The sequence below is a fragment of the Treponema sp. OMZ 788 genome (assembly GCF_024181245.1).
Classification (GTDB): Bacteria; Spirochaetota; Spirochaetia; order Treponematales; family Treponemataceae; genus Treponema_B.
Window position 1 is genome coordinate 826,503 of sequence record NZ_CP051199.1, and the last position, 18,147, is coordinate 844,649.

Consider the following 18,147-nt stretch of genomic DNA (forward strand, 5'->3'; position numbering starts at 1 on the left):
TACTGAAGCCGGTACAAAATTGGCTAATGACATGAATGTAGGAATAGATATGGGTTATACTTTAATTTCATCCATATTAATTGCTTTTACAATGAAACAAATTGATGGCAATAATATAGCGAAAATTATAAATGGTATTTTGGCAGGAATTAGTTCATATACAGGTTCTAAATATGTGTTTAAATATGAATCAGGAATGAAAATAGAAACAAATACAGAGTTAGAAGTTGTAAGTGATAGTTCTGGTGTGATAAATTCTGGGAATCGAACTACCAATGTATATAAACGTGAAAGAGAAGATAGTGATGGTAAGCCAATTATTACATGTACGGAAAATTTAAATTATTGATGAGGTATTTATGGAAATATTGTTAGTTCTAATAAATTGTAGTTTATTGATTTTTACTTTTTTTTTCTTAGGTAGATGGTTAATACGTCCGTTTAATAACAAATACTTGTATATATATGATCCTGATACAGATTTCAGAGAGCGAATATATAAAATTAAAGAAATTTCTGAATTTATTTTGAGATTCATAGCATGTTATTTAATTGTTTCTTTAGGAACCAAATTAATAACATATGTTTGTATGATAATTTTAGGATTTATTTCTGGGCTTTTGATTGAAGAAGATAGAGGAAAAAAGAAAAAAGGTTGGTTTTAGAATTATGAAATTCAATTGCAATTGGAAATTACCCATCAACTTCATTTCTCAGTCCGCCAAAAGAAAGTTATTACTAAACCTCCCCACTGACCGGCCTTTTGAAAATAGGCGGAGCAGATACAAGGAGTTAGGCAAAAAAGTACCGCAGGCGTATCGGGTATACGTCGAGGACACTTTTTTGCCGTGCGACGCAGGAGATGCCCGCATATTTTCAAAAGAGGAGACAGGGCTGTATTACTATGGAGCGAGGTATCTTGACCCGAAATATTCGAGGTGGCTGTCAGGCGACCCGGCACTAAATGATTACATACCAAAAGCTCCAATCAACGATGAGGCTAAAAAGCATAATGAAAACTTGCCGGGACTTGGCGGTGTGTTTAATGTTGTAAACCTTCATGTTTATCATTATGCGGGCAACAATCCGGTGAAGTATATTGATCCGGATGGAAGATTACAAAAAAATTCTGATGGAGGTATAGAAAAGACCTATGTTGGAAGGTTAAAAAAAACATTTGGCGAGTCTAGTACAATGTATGAATATGATGTTTTCCTTTTGTATACAGATAAAGGTTCCATGATTTTGGGATTTGTTCCAGTCAAAAATACAAAAAAATCAGACATAGGCGGCGAAGTATTTGCAAATAAAGAATATATATTGTTTCCCAATAATGTATCACATGATGGTTATGAAGAGATTTCGGCAGCTATTGGAGCTTCAATGAGTAAAACGGCAAATTTGAATACTCTTTTACAAGATGAGTGCACTGAAATAAATAAAAATGACGTTCGTAAAGGAGATTTGATTGTTCAAAATTTTAAAATAAATGATGAATATGAATCATTATTATTTGCAGAAGTTTCCGATGTGAAGAAAAATATTTTTGGAACAGCAATATATTATGAACGAAATGGACAGACATACAAATTTAGTGAAAAAAATTTTATGGGGGAAATTATATTTTGGCGGAAAAATGAAGAATAAAATATTTTTATTTTTTTTTATTATTTTTATATCTTTTTTCTCTTGTAAAAAAGAAAAATGTAGTGTATGGGTTTGTTCCGATAGTTTGCAGGACGAAAAGATATATATGGAGCTAACAAATGAGAATAAAGTTATTCTAACTAGTGTTTCAAATTTATATTTATTGTTTTCTCAAAAAGAAAACATCCATAATTATGGAAATATTGAACAGGTAAATACTGATAAATTTTTTGGTGAGTATTTTGAATCACAAAAAATGATTAAGTTTATTGATTCAAAAAAATGCTATAATGTTTATATTATATACATGAACCACGATGTATTAGATTTATTCTTTGAAAATGGAATGATACTTCATTTTAAGAGAATAACTAAAAATTAATTGTCATTGTTTTTATAAAGAGAAGATGTTTATGGGAAATAAAGTAATAATAGGAGAAACCTATGAAAAAGAAAAGACATAAATAAAGGGTGATCTAGGTAATGTTAAAAAATCTTATAAAAACAAAACTTTGCATTTATCCAAAGCCTAGTTATCTCTTTCGGACAGCGATTGAAGCAAAACTTGCAAAAAATCAAGCTTTGTTGTGCATATCCATATTAAAAAAATATGGTGAAGGCAACGTGCATTTAGGTGATAGCAATGCAAAAGGTACTAGAGGTTTTTTTGCTCTGAATGATAATACGAATGTTTTTTTTCATAGTCCTGAACAAGGTGTTATTCTATATTCTAAGATTCCTGTACCTGATTCAAAGCCATCAAATGTTAGAGCCTTAGCTGTTACAGGACTGGCTCTATATGGCATATATAAAATTCTAAGGACAGCTGCCACAGCAGCAGTGTGTCCTCCTTTAGCAGTGGTGTCTGCTGTTGCACCATAATTTATGGAGGAATATTGAAATGAAAATACCAAGCATATTATTCGGATCATATAACGAAGTTGTAAAAAGATTAAGGCCGTTGAAAAATCATAATATAGTTTTTATGAAGAATTTTATAAAAAAAATACAAGCTCCGGATAAAATGATGGAAGTTACGGAAGATACGCCAATCGTAATGGTTGATGGATATACTACACGTGCAGTACCGAATGCGTTTTTTCCATCAGTTTTAAGTGATTATATTTTATATGAAGAAGTTTATACATCGGATGTGGTGTCGTGGTATATGAAAAAAGCAGTAGAAAATTCATGGTTGATATTGACTGCAGTAGCAAATTCTTACTCTGTAATACGTTTGTATCATCATTTTCATAATAAATTTCAAATACGGTTATTAAATGCTCTTGAAAAATATTGGGATGAACTTGTTAGTGTGGGATTCTGTTATTATAATGATGTTTTGGATGTCAGTCGACAACAAAAACGATTGTTTTTTGAAAATAATTTTGCATTATTAAAAATGTCAAGTATGGTTATGCATATTAGTGATGTGGAGCACATAATAGAAAATTGGAAGAAATTTAAAAGAAATAAACCGGTCATTCCATTTACTGAAAGTTCGCCTTTAGAAGAAGAACAAAAAAAAATAATGATTCAAATAATTAACTCAGGTGCATTAAAAAAAATGTCTAAAGAGCAGTTAGATGCTTTTAAAAAACTATACATGGATTATTTTAAAACACATTTGCCGGATGATGTGCTTACATGAGAAAAATATTATGAAAATAAAGCCTTATTTGTATTCACAGCCAAACCATCTCCCCAGGACAGCGATTGAAAGGGAGCAAAAGCAATTTATAAAAATTGCTTTTGCTGTACATCTTTCCGCAGTAATTTCTGCGGAAAGATACCGAAGCGAAAGCGGAGCCCTGAAAAGAGCTGTATCATCAACATCCGTACTTCCTTGTACGGATATTGATAGCAAGTTTTGCTTATGCAAAACTTGCAAGCTTGAACCATCGCCGTCCATGGCGGAGTTGATAGTCGTTTATTTTTATATTTTGTGCAATATTAAGAAAGGTTTGGGATTCTTAAGGGCAGAGCCCTTAAGCAGCAATTTTGAAGATAGGAGGGGTTATAGGGGAGGGAAGAAAGTTTTATCTGACAAAAGTGTCTTCCCTCCCCTAAAGACAGCACCGATAAATGACGAAGCAAAAAAGCATAATGAAAACTTGCCGGGAATGGGAGGGGTGTATAATGTTGTAAACCTTCATGTGTATCACTATGCAGGGAATAATCCGGTGAAGTATACTGATCCGGATGGAAGACTCATTTTAATGCTAGGACTTTCAAACACAGCTGGTGCAGGTACTGGTGTATCAAATAATACAGGTGTATTTATATCAATTCCTTTAAACGGAAAAGATATTTCTGTTGGATCATATACTATATATCAGACCGGGGCTTATGTAGGCTTAGGCGTTTCATCTGGAATTGAATTTACTGTTGCTCCTTTTGCTGAGGAATTTAGTGATATAGAAAGTTTTTCATTAGTTGGAGGAGGAAGTTTTAGTTTTTGGGGCACTGCAGGTGCTGGATTAGAAGTTGGCTATAACCCTACTGCAAAAACTTTTTCAGAAAAGATTCAAAGTATCACCATTGCAGGTGCTTTTTCTATCGGTATTCCTGGAGGTTCACCTGGTGAAGCTCATACATGGATGGCCTATACACAAAAAACTTCTGAACTAAATATTAGCAAATCCTACAGAGAAATAAAACAGATTTACAAAGATATTCAAAAATTTTTAAAAAATAAAGATATTGATGGATTACTAAATTATCTTAAAGATAAAAATTTATTACCTCTGGAGGTGTAAAAATGGAAGAAGTAAAAATTATAGAAGGAATTGTAATTATGATTTTTATATTTCCAGGGCTCGCCACAATAGTGATGATGGTTCTTGCCATTTTTGTTCAGATCTCTTTTCATCGTAGTGGCCTTGCTGTTTCATTTTATGAAGAGGCTACAAAAGAAAATGTATTTTTTTCCAAAAACGCTGTATACAATGACGGTCTTCTATCATCTTCGTGGGATAGAACTAGATTTATTATAAGATGGTGCTTAAAACTGGAATATGCAAAAGAGGATTCAATACAAATAAAATCGATAAAACGAAAATTTTTTATTTTGAATATGATGCAGTTGCTCTGTTTTCCATTATCTTTATTATGGATTTTGTTATGCTTAATTACAATAGTTTTAACTTTTTTTCTTGTTTAAAGGGATATATAAACATTGTGAAATTTATAGTTATAGTTTAAAAAATATATATGAAGTATAATAAACTATGAATGAAAAAGTCAATAATAGTGCATACCCTAAATTCCCTAAAATATAGTTTAAGCTGCCGGTTTTGATAAACCGGTTTCAAACAGTTCCCGATAAATCGCAGGAGGATAACCTTTCGGATTCATTGTGGTAATCCTTCGTCGGTTGTAGTAGACAATAAACCTCCAGACGATTTTCTTTACTTCTTCCCTTTTCAATTTTGTTGTATCTATGCGGTATAGCTTCTCCTTCTTGAGTGTCGCAAAAAAGGATTCCATTCTCGCATTATCATAACATTTTCCCACACCGCTCATGCTTTGAATTGCATGACGGCGAGCCAACTCAAGTTTGTACGCCTCACTCGTGTATTGAGTAAGCATCACTGTGATGTATGAGCCCATCAGCCGGCTTTCTTAATTCATATGCCTCCTTTAGAGCTTTTATACAAAGCTCTTTTTTCATGTTGTCGTCCATCGCTACTGCGATTATCTCTCCTGCAAAGCAGTCCATCATCGGTGCAATATACAGCTTTCCATCTTTGCACGGAACCTGCGTTATATCGGTCAGCCATTTCTTGTTAGGAGCATCTGCGCTAAAGTCCCCTTTAAGAAGATTTTCAGGCCTTTGCGCCTTTCTGTCGGCTTTGGTAAGTCCATCAGGGCTTCTTCTGCTCTTATGAAGCAGATTCCCCTTCCTCATCGCTCTGATTATAGTCGAGCGAGAAACTTTTATGCCTCGCTGCTCAAGTGCTAATCGCATTCTCTGTATTCCATAATTATCGTTTTCAGGATCTTGTGAAAGAATCTTGTGTATTTCGACCAGAAGAAGTTGCCAGCGTTTCATCTTTGTACGGTTCCGTTTCCACTTGTAAAAACCCGTTTCGCTCACCTTTAGGGTTCTACACAGCTTTACAATTGACCACATTTTCTCTTTTGCATTTTCCAAAATGTAGCTGAATAACCCTTGCGTACTTACTTCTTCCGGTCTACGACGAAAAAACCGAGAGCGTCCTTGAGTATTTCGTTTGCTTTTTTCAGCTCCTGTATTTCTCGCTGCATGGCAAGCTCTCTCTCGTTTAACGGTGTTTTGTCCGATGCGATTCTCTCTTCCTTCGCCTTTCGGGTTCTCACCTTCCTCCACTCTGCAATCGTGTAATAACTGAGTCCCAGCTGTTCGGCTGCCTTTTTCACTCCTATCTCATCTGACAATAGCAGTGCCTGTTCCTTAAATTCTTTATTGTACTTGACCATATCTTCCCTTCCTTTATTTTTCGGGTTTTTAGGTCTGCACTTTTATGATAACGGTTCAGAAAGCAAAACTTAGCATTTATCCGCAACCCAACCATCTCCCCCGGACAGCGATTGCAAGGGAGCAAAAGCAATTTATAAAAATTGCTTTTGCTGTACATCTTTCCGCAGTAATTTCTGCGGAAAGATACCGAAGCGATAGCGGAGCCCTGAAAAGCGCGGTGCTGACACTTGTGTACTTTTACATAATTATGATAGTACACAAGTGTCAGCAGTCCGCCGCTCAAAGCTGCTTAGGCACCTTTGAGCTTCGAGTTTTGCCATTCGTCAAAACATCGGGAACTAAACTTTTAAATTTACTAAACCTCCTCACTGACAGGACTTTTGAAAATAGGCCGATAAAAAAAGTACGTCCTTGTACCTTTTTCATCTCAGAGTTTTGCATACGCAAAACTCTCAAAGCTAAAACCACCGCCATCCGTGGCGGGGAAAGAGTATATGTCGAGCTCATTTTGCGCAGCGACGCAGGAGATGCCCGCCGTTTCAAAAGAGCTTGACGAAGAAACAAGACTGTATTATTATGCCCGAGATTGTTTAATGGAGAAGAATTATGAAAACTGTATATCGTAAATCACTTATACTTAGATGTTTATTTTTTTTAACACTTATTTTTTTTCTTTATGCTGCAATTATTACGATTTTGACTCAAGAAGATATAAGCATATCCATATGGATAGTTATGATGACGATTATATCTATTAATGCATGGGCTTTGATAGATTATGTATTTTCGAAGATAGAATTTCAAGAAGATGTGTTTACATATAAAAAAGTATTTATTAGAGTTGTTATTAGAAAAGATGAAGTAGATTTTGCACGAAGTCTTTGTGATGCAGATATAATAAAAAATAAATATATTATTTATAAAAAAAATGGAGATAAAATAAAATTGAAAGGCGGTCTCGATGGATTTTCGATGAAAACGAAAATGGATTTACTCGCAGATCTTCTAGTTTTTTTTAGGAAAAAGATATAGCAACGGATGAATACGTGAAAGGCGGCTGTAGTAAATCCGTTAATTTTTATATGCAACTTGAGGTAACTATAAAAAAATTGATAAAAACAAATTCAAAGCAAATATTGTACTCAATTTACTTGTTTATTTTGAATCAAAATTTTGCTTTTTTAAGTATGTCAATAAAGCACTTATAAAAATACTCCAAAGAGCTTAAACTAAAACATTCTTTAGGGCTATGATAGTGCCATGCGTTGGAACCTATCGAAACTATATCCATATTATCAATTTTGCTGTCAAAAAAGCTGCATTCAAGACCTGCATGTATAGCTAAAAAATGAACATTCTTTCCGCCTCTTTCTTCATACACCTCTTTGATCAGTTGTCCGAGTTTTGAATTACTTTTATATTCCCAGCCGGGATAAGAGCCCCACACGTTATAAGGCATATTATAAGAGTTTGCAATTTTTTTTAGTTTTTTTATTATATATTGTTTTTGAGATTCATAGCCTGCTCTGACATCGGTAATAACTATAATCTGGGAATCATTGATATATATTTCTCCTAAATTGCAAGAACAATCAACAAAATTTTCAAAACCGTTACTCATTATTTGAATTTCCGAAGGTGATGTCAGAATGTAATCTTTTAAATCGGAAAAAATTTCACGTTTTATACATGAGCTGTCTTTATTTGAGTTTTCAACCATAGTAATCTTTATGCTGTCTTTAATGGCGGGAAATTCTTTTTGCAGGATGGAGTTAAATTTGCAAACTTCATCTTCCAAGTTTTTTAAGTCTTTTTTTGCAACCATCAAAGATACATTGCTTGTTCTTGGAATTGCAAGTCTGAAATTTCCGCCTTTTATATCTTGTAAATAAAAATCTATATTTTCAAGCTCATCTAAAAATCGGAATAGCAATATATTGCTGTTTCCTTTTCCCCTGTGTATATCTTCTCCCGAATGTCCTCCCTCCAACCCTGATAGCTTTATATCATAGCATTTATAATTTTCATCTACTTTAATTTTTTCTATTTTTTTATTAGCTGTAAATGTAATTCCTCCGGCGGCTGAAATTACTATTTCGTTATCGCAGCAATGATCTAAATTTATCAAAAATCGGCTTTTTAATTTACTCATATCGAAGTTTCCTACTCCGGAAAAATCCTCTTCTTCAGCACTTGTAAATACTGCTTCAATTTCCGGATGTGAAATGGTGTTATCGGCAAGCACCGAAAGTATGATACTTACTCCAAGTCCGTCATCGGCTCCCAGCGTTGTCGTTTCCCTCGTAGAAACAATATCTCCGTCTATGTAGTATTTAATCGGATCTTTAAAAAAATCGTGATTTATTCCTTCGGCTTTTTCGCATACCATATCGGTATGAGCTTGGAGTGCTATTGGTTTGCAATTTTCATATCCCTTTGTTGCCGGTTTTTTCATAAAAACGTTTTTAAAGTTATCTTTTTCAACATAGATATTTCTTTGTTTTGCCCAATCATACAAATAATCCCTTATCCTTTCTTCATGAAAACTCGGTCTTGGAATTTTGCATATTGCTTCGAATTCTTTTAACACATCTTGCATATTTTACCTCCTATACCCTTTAGTGTTTTATTGTGTATCTTGTATTTCCTTTTTGTCGGGAATAGATACACCCATGAGTTCTAATGTTTCTACCAGAAAATTCATAAATTCTTTTGAATGTTTTTGTATATCTATATTTCTATCTATAATTACTTTGTATAGATAGTATGCATGTACCTTTGTAACAGTATGTATGAGAAAATCCGTATTTTTTTGAGACAGTATACCTTGACTCACTATGGCTTTTGTTATTTCAATATCACGCCGGATTATATTGCCTTCTTTAAGCATATTGTCTATATCGTCATGATATTTTTCACCCAATTCTTCGGGAAAAATTTCGTAATAATCGGCTATTATTTTGGGGAGTTTTTCCGAATAGATTCCATAGAACATATTAAAATAAATATCGGGATTTTTAAATGAAAAACCGTTAAAAACTTCGTATACTCTAATATATTTTAAGACGGGATCGCTTATAGGTTTGGTTTTTACTTTAAGTTCTGCTATATAATCTTTTAAATAGCCTAGAGAAGCATATAAAAGGAGGATATCCAGATTTTCAAAGTAATTATAAAGGGTCGCCGTATTATAACCTATTTTTTCTGCAATTTTTCTTATGCTGACTTTTTCTATTCCTAATTCGTTTATTAAGGTTTTTGTTACAGCGATGTATTCAGTCATAAGTTGTTTTTTCCTTTCTTTCATATCTAACATTTCCTTTTAAAATTTAAAATAATTTGCTTGACAAATTTTATAACCGCGGTTATAATTATAACATAATCGCGATTATAAATCAAGTTAAGGAGTTCGTTTATGGATTTAAAAGTTAAACGGTTTAAGCTAAAAGCACCCGATGCGATTGTTCTCATTCTGGTTTTGCTCATCCTTGCATCGATTTTTACGTATGTTCTTCCTACAGGAGAATATACCCGTGTGTTGGATTCGGCTAAGGGGGTAAATGTAGTTGACCCTTACAGCTATCATCCTATTGAAAGGAATCCTGTTTCATTTTGGGGTATTTTACAGGCAGTCCCCAGAGGGCTAAATGAGTCAGCCGAAATAATTAACTTTTTGTTGATAATTGGAGGTATTTTCGGCATTTTAAAAGGAACAGGAGCTCTTGATTCTGTGTTGAAGATGGCTATGGTAAAACTTAAAGGCAGGGAAAGACTTATTATTCCGGTTATTCTTATATTTTGGGGATTGGGCGGAGCTATAATAGGAAATTTTGAAGAGTGTTTGGCTTTTTTACCTTTGCATATAACGCTTTGTCTTGCCCTAGGATTTGATTCAATTACAGGTGTTGCACTGGGTATGTGCGGTGTAGGTGTCGGTTACATAGGAGCTATTTTAAATCCTTTTACCATCATTACGGCACAAAAAATAGCGGATGTTCCTATATTGAGCGGTATCGAGCTTAGGATAGTTTCTTTTATTGTTCTTATGGCGATAACGATAGTATACATATACATTTATGCAGGAAAAATTCAAAAAAATCCTAAATTAAGTCCTATGTATGAGCAAGATTTGAAAAGTCCTTATCGGGAAAACGATTTATTATCGAAAGATATTGTATTTACTCTTAAGCAAAAACTTTCTTTGGCAATCTTTGTTTTAGGGATTGTTGTTCTTGTTTATGGGGTTGTAGTGCATCATTTCTATTTGACCGAAATTGCGGCCGTCTTTGTCGGAACCGGTATTATTTGCGGTTTGGTAGGCGGGCTTAGTTTAAATGAGACAGTACGTCATTTTGTAAAAGGTGCGGAAAATCTTGTTTATGCTGCCATTTGTGTAGGCTTTGCAAGAGCTATAACCGTTATAATGATGGACGGAAAAATTTTGGATGTTATAGTCCACAGCTTTTCAAATATGGTTCAGGGGCTGCCGTTGCAAATCAGTGCTGTCGGAATGTTTGTATTACAGTCGTTTATAAATATTTTTATTCCTTCAGGAACAGGTCAGGCGGTTATAAGTATGCCTATAATGACTCCTTTGGCGGATGTCATAGGTCTGACGCGGCAGACTGCCGTATTGGCATTTCAGTTCGGCGACGGTATTACGAATTTGTTTACGCCTACTGCAGGCGATCTTATGGCGGCTATAGCTATAGGAGGTATATCGTACGGCAAATGGTTTAAATGGTTTTGGAAGCTTATGGGGCTTTGGTATATCGCTTGTTCCGTAATTCTAATAATAGCTACAATTATCGGGTACGGTCCCGTATAAAAAATTGCTAATTATTGTATGCCGTATAAATTGGTTGTAACCGTTAAGCGGCATATTTGTTCAAACATCAACGGCATCGATAAACTTTTTTAAGGTTAACGATGCCATATTTTTTTGTATTAAGAGGAATCCAAAATTAAAATATCAGGTTTTATAGATGCTGCGGCCTCTGCCTTTATATTCGGGCTTATGCCGCTTTTTACAAAGATTTTATTCGATTTAGGTTTAAACCCCATAGGTTCCAGTTTTTACAGGATGTCCTTAGCCTTGATTTTTATCTTTATTTATTCAAAATTTTTAAAAATTGATATGAAATTAAATAAAAAAGAATTTCGGCTTGTCTTATTAGCTGCTCTGTTTTTTACCCTCAACAGTATAAGTTTGTTTGCCTCATATAAATATATAAATTCGGGAAGTGCTACATCCATCCATTTTTTATATCCGGTTATAATTTTTACGGCTTCGGCTTTTATGTTAAAACAAAGACCCTCAATATATGAGATACTTTGTATTGCGGCCGCAGTCATGGGGCTATTTTTTATAGCCGATTTTAAAGAGGTTTCAAGTGCTCCGGGAATAATATATGCATTTATGTCGGCTATTGTGTACAGCGTGTATTCATTTATTCTGGAAAGAACAAAAAAAATTCATCCTATTAAGCTTTTATTTTATGTTAATTTTTTCGGCAGTCTGATGATTTTTGCCTTTTCTCTATCCCAGCCTGAAAGGATTCCTTTTGATTTTACGCTTCCGCAGTTTGGTCTGCTTATTTTCTACTCCTGTATTTTAACGGTAGGTGCGACCTTTTTATATCAAAAAGCGGTTGCCAAGATTGGGGCGAAATATACTTCAATTTTGAGCACATTAGAGCCTGTTACAAGCCTTGCGGTAGGGCTTTTATTTTTAAAGGAAAACATGACTCTCCTCCAATTTTTTGCTGCCGTTTTGATTGTGCTTGCGGCCCTTGTGCTCATTAAGTTAAAGAAAGCTTAAAAACGATTTAAAATTACTTTAAAAAAAGAGGCGGAAAATAATGATTTTAAGCAGAGGGCCTTTTTAAAAAAAGCCCTCTCTTCATAAAATACTCTTATCAAGCCTCTTTAAAAAAGAGCCTCGAATATTTTTAAAAGATTGCTGTCATAATGATTACCGTTATTGCCGTCATCCTGCCAGCCTTTGATCATTTTTTTTATCTTTGGCTGTGAGTCTGACGGTACATCAGTCTTAAACGTACACTTTGTAATTGAAATCTTATTTTGGGCGTTTTGCGGAAGGTTTATACAGGGGCTGTTTATGCTGTCGTGTTCCGTAGGAAAGGGGTCGCTATAACCCATAAATTTAAATGTGCAGTTTTCCATTCTTAAAACTGAGGGATAATGGTATTGGCCTTGATGGATAACCTGTACATGTCTCGCTAAGGTAAAAGTACAGTTTGTAACTTCCAAATTCTTACTGTATATAAAAGGCTCTTTTACAGAATTGGGAAAGACCTTACTACCAAAAGTTGAATCTTTTATTGTTAACTTACCAAATCCTTGGTGTATATTAAAGCTTATGTAGGCCTCTGTTTCTAAACGTATTATTTCGGTATCAATAGCTGTTCTTATTTGATGTTGCTTTTGTGTCAATAAATAGGTATCATACTGTTGATTATAGATATAATTGTCTATCTCACAGTCTTCGAATACTATTTTTTTATCGGGCAGTTCAGACTGATCAGAAGAAAGACGCAGATCATCAATCATTACCGCTCCTTTAAAGGTGCAATTTTTTAAATGGGCAGAGGAGACAAAGTCTTTTTTTTCATAACGTTTAGAAAAAGCATGATAGTTTAGATCCGGTCTGTTCATGTCTTTTATGGCTTTATCCACCCGTTGGCTGTGGTTGTAACTAAAATCTATGCTAAATAAACATCCGTCGTGAAGATGAATAAAGTCGGAATTTAAAAAGAAGTTTATAAATTTTTGGTTTTCAAGGCGGATTTTGTTTTTAGTCATTAAAGAAAGACTAAGGCCTTTATTGCCCGAAATATCGAGTTTATCGCATACCGATATCCTTACACATCTATTTTTTGCCTGATAAAAGTAACCTGAATTTTCAAATGTATTATCCTTAAACCTTACCTCCTTTGCCATTATATATACGGCTGCAGAATTTACTCGGTAAGGTCCACCGTACGCAGGGTCATGAAATCTATATTCAATATAGGGTAAGTTTTTAAAATTACAGTTTTGAACGCTTGCCCTTTCAAAGCCGTAAAATTCGGACATTGAAGGGCAGCTTATATTTTCTGCAATTACGTCATTGCTTATGCACCTAAGCCAGCCGCATTCGGTATCGATGTTTTTTATGCTGAGGGTACTGTTTTCGGTTTTTTCGTTTTTTACAATAAAAAACTGTGCTATCTTTTTTGATCTACTATAACGACGCTTCTCATACATTATATCGTCCTCTCTTTTTCCCCGCAGTTTAATGCGGTCTATATTTATATCGTGGCCGCTCATTATAAAAAACTGCTCCAAATTACAGTTTGTTATACTTTGAGTTCCGTCCTGGTTGAAGTCGTCGGGTTCGTTATCATAACCTTGCGAATCATTATAATGATTACGAAGGTCTAATTCAAGAAAAGGAGGGATTAATAATTTTTTCCGCATTTCGATGTAGCCGCAGCTTAGGCTTGAGGCTGTAAGATTATCTACTTCGGTGTGAAGGGGGATTGTCTCCATTATTTGCCGAAAGTCTTTTGCCAAGCAAAAGGTGTCTATGTCTCCTTCAAAAAAGGCATCTTTAATTGTAAGACTACAGGCGGGGAGGGTAAGACTTTTACCGGTTTTACCGGTAAAAACTGATCTTCCATTTACGGCAAGTTTTTCGCTTATTATTCCGGCTCCCGTTTCTATAGTACCGATATAAGAATCTTTAAGGTCAAAATTTTTTAATTTAATAATTTCACTTCCTTCTTTTTCAAGGTTTAAAGAACCTAAGAGGCTGTTTTCTATTTTTATGCTTCCTTCGTTAAAATTTTTTACCCTGATTGAAGATGTTAATGGGAGGGGACTATCTTTAAGCGTAAAAATATTTTCCCCGCTTATCTGAATAGGGCCGCCCTGAAGGGTGCTTCCCTCAACCATAAGGTTTTCTGCCTTGATATTTTGTGCAAGGCATTTGAGGGTTTTTAAACCGGTATGATTCTTAAAAACCGAATCCGCAATTTCGATACTTTCTGCAAAGTTTCCTTCATTTAATAAATTGCCCTTAAAGGCGGCCTTTTCTATTTTTACATTTAGGCGGGGTGTACTTGATGTGTATTTAAGATTTAAGGTGCTCTCTTCGTTAAGCTCAATATTCTTTAGCTTAAGCATTTTTACCCTGCCGTCATCTATGCTTATGCGGGTACCATTAAAAAGACAGTTTTCAAACTCAATGACGGTTTCCGCTCCTTCTTCTAAGTTAAGCCCTGCAAGCGGTTCAAAGTCTTGAATGTGCGTACTAAAATTTATCTGGTCAAAAATAAAGGTTCCTCTTAAACTTTGAATAGAAGAAAGGCTTAAATCTTCAAAAAGGGTTTTGTTGCCCTTGTTTCTAAGGGAATGATGGGCTTCAGACCCTTCAAAGCCTCCGCGTACGATGAGGGCAGAGGCGGTTTCAAAGTTCTTGTTTTGTACCCTTACATCCTTTGTAAGCCAAAGTTCCGCTGTGCTTCCGGCGGGAAGCTCGGCTATTTTTTGAAAGGCAAGGTCAAGACTTGTAAAAGCATCCTGCCATGTGCTTCCGTTGTTTCTGCCCTGAGCATAGGGGTTTACATAAATTACGTCTCCTGCCGTTTGCAAGGTAACAAAATAAACCTTGGTGTAAAAACCGTTTTCGCTTGTTACGGTATATTCTACCGTATCGGAAAAGTTTACGGGGCTTACTCCGCTTGATTGCTCAATACCGCCTATGCTTACCTTTCCTCTTGCCGTAAAGGAAGGTATAATATTTGTAATATCGGCCTCCTTGGGGATTAGGGCGTATATCTTGTTTGAGCTGCTTATGTAGGCTTCGATGTCCCGGCTTAGCGGCGGGTTGTCGGCCGCCCTTATCGAAAAGGCCGATAGTTCGCAGCCTGAGTCTTGAGAAAAAATAAAGTTTACATGAACCGCATATGTTTTATTGACCGCAGGGTCATCAGGTGCGCTTACCTTGTAGTATACGCTGTACTTAAAATTATGACCGCTAAAGCCGCTTGATTGGGTTATTCCGTTTACGGTAACTATTCCGGTAGATGAAAATTCGGGTGTTAAGTATTCGGGTTCGCTTCCTTGTGAGTAGTTTACCGTAAGATAGACTGAATTTGTAAGTTCGTCTATTTTTCCTTCGGCATCTTTTGAAAGAGCGGGGTTTAGATGAGACGGGAATTTAAAACTTTTTAATACGGCTTGTGCATTTTCGGTTTTAATAAAGGTAATTTTTACCTTGTAACTTCTTGTGTAGTGTCCGTCCTTCGAGGTGCAAAGATAGCTTAGGGTCTTTCTAAAATCCTGAGGGGTGCTTCCCGAAGATTGTTCGATTTCGTTTAGGCTGACCTTTCCTCCGCTTATAAAAGAAGGAACGAGGCTTTCGGGCCTTTCTGCTCCGGTATACAATACGGTTGCACTTATTGTTCCTTCATGTCCGTCATTTGAAATTGAAGCCATTGAATCGGCTTTGATTTCGGCATTGAGGAATTTTTCAAAACGGAAATCGGTAATGCTTCTTACAGTATCGGGGTCTTCTTTAAAGTTAATAGAAACATCATATTCGGCAGTTTCGGCTCCGAATTTTATTGTAAGTTTTGCCTGAGCCGATCCAAGATCGGATTGTCCTTGCCCGTTTTCGGGAACAAAGGGCACCTTATCCTTATGGTCATAAACCGTGCCCTTATATTCTATCTTTGCTTCATCCCCGATAAACTCAAGACTGCAGGAAAGGCTGAATCCTTCCGTTGCGGAATATTCGACGGGATAAAAAACATCGGCACAGATTGTTTTAGCTTCTTTGTTTAGGCTTATTATTCCGTCTTTTACAAGACCGGGATTATTAAATTTGGAAAAACTAAAACCTGTAAGTTCGGCTGCATTTTTATCGCGGGTACAAGTTACCCTGTATAGTTTTACATCCTTGTCCTTGCCGAGGATTGCAAAGGAAACGGGATTTGTAAAGTCTATTGGTTTATCGAGGGGGAGGCTGAAGTTTGAAATATCTATGGGTGCAATGAGTGCCTTTAAATAAGCCTCCTGATTTTGTGCTGTCATTAGGCCGGTAATGACATTTAAATAATCAAGCCCCATTTTTTCGGCCGTTTTTTGAAGATAGTATTCGTTTACCGGTATGGGTACCGCTCCTTCGGAAACTTCGACTTGAGGAATCAAGGCTCTAACTTCGGTATCGGCTTTTACGGTAAAGTCTACCGTTTTTTCTTTTATTAGGCTCTCTCCTATTTGAACATTCTCAACCGAAAACCTTAAAATATTTTTTTTCGGCCGGTACACCCGGGGGCAGGACACCCGTTCCGGGGTCGGTGCCGTCCTCGTATAAAACCTTTACTGTGTATATTTCGATATTTCCCATGCCTCCCATTACAGCAAAATGTACGGGGCTTAAAAAGTTGATGGGGAAAATTAAGGGAGGCACCTTAAATTTAGGGTTTGCAGAATATAAATCAAAGAAAAGCTCCTTTATTGATTTTATTTCTTCCGATAGGGCTATTTTTTCTGCAATTTTTACCGCATCAATTTCGGGAAAGGCTTCCTTCATGTACCGTAAGGTAACGGGAAAAAGAGTTGCCTGTTCTGAAACAACTGCTTGAGGAATAAGGCGTGTAACATCGGTTCCTCTAGGTACCTTGATTATGACATATTTTTTGTTTATGCCGGATGCGTTGCCGACGGTATTTCTTTCGACATTTTCCAATTCCAATTTTAAAAGCTGCTGTTCGTTTTTGGGTAATAAATTATTGTAGGTATTTTTACAGGAAACAAGTAAGCTTAAAAAAACTACGCAAAAAAAGAATCTTTTAATTGTTTTTTTCATTTTTTTCTCCATCGATTTTATAGATATTTTTGCCGTCTTGCGAGTTAAACTTAATTCTTACAAAACGGATTTTAACGTATCTGTATTGGGTGTAAAACTCTTCACTTTCGGATTTTTTTTGATCCGTATTTTCATGTTGCAATAATTCGGTATATATTATTTTTTCTGCATCGATTCGGCAGTTTTCTTTTAGATAATCTGCTATAGTCCTTATACGATTTTCTTCTAGGATGAGCCGCTCTGTTTTTGAGCCTAAAGGAGCTGTGGAGCTTTCCATAACCACAAAGATATCGCTGTTTTGTTTTATAATTTCTGCCGCTTTTTTTATTTCGGCTTTTGCATTTACATCAAGATCATAACTATCGGGATTAAAAAATACATAAATTGCATCAAATTCTTTTAAGGGAAGTTTGGCGGTATTTTCATTTTTTTGAGTTTTAAGTTTTTTTGCATAGGTGCTAAGCCCCATGGGATAAAATCTTATTCCCGCTTGAAAAGAAGGGAGAGGTATGAGTTTGGGCTTTTCCAAAATAATGTCGGCCGAAAAAGAAATGCGGAATTCTATATTTTTTTCGCTTATATTGCTTCCCAGTATGAGGCCTGCCTTTAAAAGGCCTCCGGCTTCTTTGGCTTTGTTAAGCTTGTTTTCAAGCATATCGACTACAGTGGGATAGTGTTTTATCGATGAAATATGTATTCCGCCCCCTGTAAAGGCACCTATCGAAAAATATTTTACCGGAGTCCATTCATAAGCGATATTTAAGTTTATGGGATAAATGTCAAAGCTTCTTACCAAGGGATTGGTACCTGATATAAAGCTGTGTCCTCCCTCGATAAATAATGGGATATTATGTTGTTTGGAGTGCAAAAAGGTATAGCCCAAAGAAAGTCTGTATCCGGGTTTAGGCTCCGTATAATCTTTTAAGACAGGAATAGGCAAATAAGATTGAAATTCTCCCGCAACAAAAAAATTATGATACCATTTATCGGTAGGTAAGACATTGTCTCCGGTTTGAGAAAACAGGGTAAAATTAAAAACAAGAAAAACGGTTAATGTAAGGAATATCCGTAAAATATAAAAACTTCTAAAGAAAAGAGAAAATTTCGGGGGGGGGGTAATATACACATTTTTTTCATTTATGTCAAGACTCCTTTTGGG

18 protein-coding genes and 1 pseudogene are annotated in these 18,147 nt (G+C 35.6%); 11 read left to right on the forward strand and 8 right to left on the reverse strand.

Annotated elements, in window-relative coordinates:
• Nucleotides 1-359: 359 nt before the first annotated feature.
• The 7 genes and pseudogenes from E4O00_RS03980 (at nucleotide 360) to E4O00_RS04010 (ending at nucleotide 4,810) form a co-directional block, all read left to right on the forward strand.
• Nucleotides 360-665, forward strand: coding sequence for a hypothetical protein (locus E4O00_RS03980; RefSeq protein WP_253678688.1), 306 nt, complete (start codon nucleotides 360-362; stop codon nucleotides 663-665).
• A gap of 217 nt (nucleotides 666-882) precedes the next feature.
• Nucleotides 883-1,113 (forward strand): annotated as a pseudogene (locus tag E4O00_RS14170) (RHS repeat-associated core domain-containing protein); the annotation flags it as partial.
• A 523-nt stretch (nucleotides 1,114-1,636) separates the two neighbouring features.
• Nucleotides 1,637-2,029, forward strand: coding sequence for a hypothetical protein (locus E4O00_RS03990; RefSeq protein ID WP_253678690.1), 393 nt, complete (start codon nucleotides 1,637-1,639; stop codon nucleotides 2,027-2,029).
• 101 nt (nucleotides 2,030-2,130) lie between these two features.
• The gene (locus tag E4O00_RS03995; protein ID WP_253678691.1) at nucleotides 2,131-2,529 is read left to right on the forward strand and encodes a hypothetical protein; all 399 of its coding nucleotides are present in this window, start codon (nucleotides 2,131-2,133) and stop codon (nucleotides 2,527-2,529) included.
• 19 nt (nucleotides 2,530-2,548) lie between these two features.
• Entirely contained in the window at nucleotides 2,549-3,298 is a 750-nt protein-coding gene (locus tag E4O00_RS04000) for a hypothetical protein (protein WP_253678692.1), read from the forward strand.
• Nucleotides 3,299-3,308: 10 nt separating this feature from the next.
• Nucleotides 3,309-4,406 (forward strand): hypothetical protein, encoded by a 1,098-nt coding sequence (locus E4O00_RS04005; protein ID WP_253678693.1) that lies wholly within the window; start codon nucleotides 3,309-3,311, stop codon nucleotides 4,404-4,406.
• Nucleotides 4,407-4,408: 2 nt separating this feature from the next.
• Nucleotides 4,409-4,810, forward strand: coding sequence for a hypothetical protein (locus E4O00_RS04010; RefSeq protein WP_253678694.1), 402 nt, complete (start codon nucleotides 4,409-4,411; stop codon nucleotides 4,808-4,810).
• A gap of 119 nt (nucleotides 4,811-4,929) precedes the next feature.
• Here E4O00_RS04010 and E4O00_RS04015 read toward each other — a convergent pair whose 3' ends face one another.
• Genes E4O00_RS04015 through E4O00_RS04025 form a run of 3 tightly spaced genes read right to left on the reverse strand, consistent with a single transcriptional unit; the run spans nucleotide 4,930 to nucleotide 6,108 of the window.
• The gene (locus E4O00_RS04015; protein ID WP_253677867.1) at nucleotides 4,930-5,259 is read right to left on the reverse strand and encodes an integrase core domain-containing protein; all 330 of its coding nucleotides are present in this window, start codon (nucleotides 5,257-5,259) and stop codon (nucleotides 4,930-4,932) included.
• Nucleotides 5,216-5,803: an IS3 family transposase gene (locus tag E4O00_RS04020; protein WP_253678695.1), complete on the reverse strand. Its 588-nt coding sequence runs from the start codon at nucleotides 5,801-5,803 to the stop codon at nucleotides 5,216-5,218. The genes E4O00_RS04015 and E4O00_RS04020 overlap by 44 nt, the downstream gene beginning before the upstream one ends.
• Before the next feature lie 26 nt (nucleotides 5,804-5,829).
• The gene (locus E4O00_RS04025; RefSeq protein WP_253678696.1) at nucleotides 5,830-6,108 is read right to left on the reverse strand and encodes a transposase; all 279 of its coding nucleotides are present in this window, start codon (nucleotides 6,106-6,108) and stop codon (nucleotides 5,830-5,832) included.
• 44 nt (nucleotides 6,109-6,152) lie between these two features.
• Between E4O00_RS04025 and E4O00_RS04030 the strand changes: the two genes are divergently transcribed.
• Both E4O00_RS04030 and E4O00_RS04035 read left to right on the forward strand, forming a co-directional pair.
• Nucleotides 6,153-6,662 carry a hypothetical protein gene (locus E4O00_RS04030; protein ID WP_253678697.1) on the forward strand — a complete coding sequence of 170 codons (510 nt, stop codon included), beginning with the start codon at nucleotides 6,153-6,155 and terminating at the stop codon, nucleotides 6,660-6,662.
• A gap of 53 nt (nucleotides 6,663-6,715) precedes the next feature.
• Nucleotides 6,716-7,141, forward strand: a complete 426-nt coding sequence (locus E4O00_RS04035; protein WP_253678698.1) for a hypothetical protein — start codon at nucleotides 6,716-6,718, stop codon at nucleotides 7,139-7,141.
• Nucleotides 7,142-7,274: 133 nt separating this feature from the next.
• Here E4O00_RS04035 and pepD read toward each other — a convergent pair whose 3' ends face one another.
• Together pepD and E4O00_RS04045 are read right to left on the reverse strand one after the other, a co-directional pair.
• Nucleotides 7,275-8,708: a beta-Ala-His dipeptidase gene (pepD, locus tag E4O00_RS04040; protein WP_253678699.1), complete on the reverse strand. Its 1,434-nt coding sequence runs from the start codon at nucleotides 8,706-8,708 to the stop codon at nucleotides 7,275-7,277.
• 27 nt (nucleotides 8,709-8,735) lie between these two features.
• Nucleotides 8,736-9,416, reverse strand: a complete 681-nt coding sequence (locus E4O00_RS04045; RefSeq protein ID WP_253678700.1) for a TetR/AcrR family transcriptional regulator — start codon at nucleotides 9,414-9,416, stop codon at nucleotides 8,736-8,738.
• A gap of 108 nt (nucleotides 9,417-9,524) precedes the next feature.
• Between E4O00_RS04045 and E4O00_RS04050 the strand changes: the two genes are divergently transcribed.
• Nucleotides 9,525-10,937, forward strand: a complete 1,413-nt coding sequence (locus E4O00_RS04050; protein ID WP_253678701.1) for a YfcC family protein — start codon at nucleotides 9,525-9,527, stop codon at nucleotides 10,935-10,937.
• Nucleotides 10,938-11,126: 189 nt separating this feature from the next.
• On the forward strand, nucleotides 11,127-11,930 hold the full coding sequence (locus E4O00_RS04055) for a DMT family transporter (protein ID WP_253678702.1): 804 nt from the start codon (nucleotides 11,127-11,129) through the stop codon (nucleotides 11,928-11,930).
• A gap of 107 nt (nucleotides 11,931-12,037) precedes the next feature.
• On the opposite strand, the gene E4O00_RS04060 is transcribed toward E4O00_RS04055, so the two are convergent.
• Genes E4O00_RS04060 through E4O00_RS04070 form a run of 3 tightly spaced genes read right to left on the reverse strand, consistent with a single transcriptional unit; the run spans nucleotide 12,038 to nucleotide 18,114 of the window.
• A complete protein-coding gene (locus E4O00_RS04060; RefSeq protein WP_253678703.1) occupies nucleotides 12,038-16,447 on the reverse strand; it encodes a hypothetical protein in 4,410 nt (1,469 codons plus the stop codon).
• Nucleotides 16,407-16,988, reverse strand: coding sequence for a hypothetical protein (locus E4O00_RS04065; protein ID WP_253678705.1), 582 nt, complete (start codon nucleotides 16,986-16,988; stop codon nucleotides 16,407-16,409). Before E4O00_RS04065 ends, E4O00_RS04060 begins: the two co-directional genes overlap by 41 nt.
• The gene (locus E4O00_RS04070; protein ID WP_253678707.1) at nucleotides 16,972-18,114 is read right to left on the reverse strand and encodes an OmpA family protein; all 1,143 of its coding nucleotides are present in this window, start codon (nucleotides 18,112-18,114) and stop codon (nucleotides 16,972-16,974) included. The genes E4O00_RS04065 and E4O00_RS04070 overlap by 17 nt, the downstream gene beginning before the upstream one ends.
• Nucleotides 18,115-18,147: the final 33 nt, after the last annotated feature.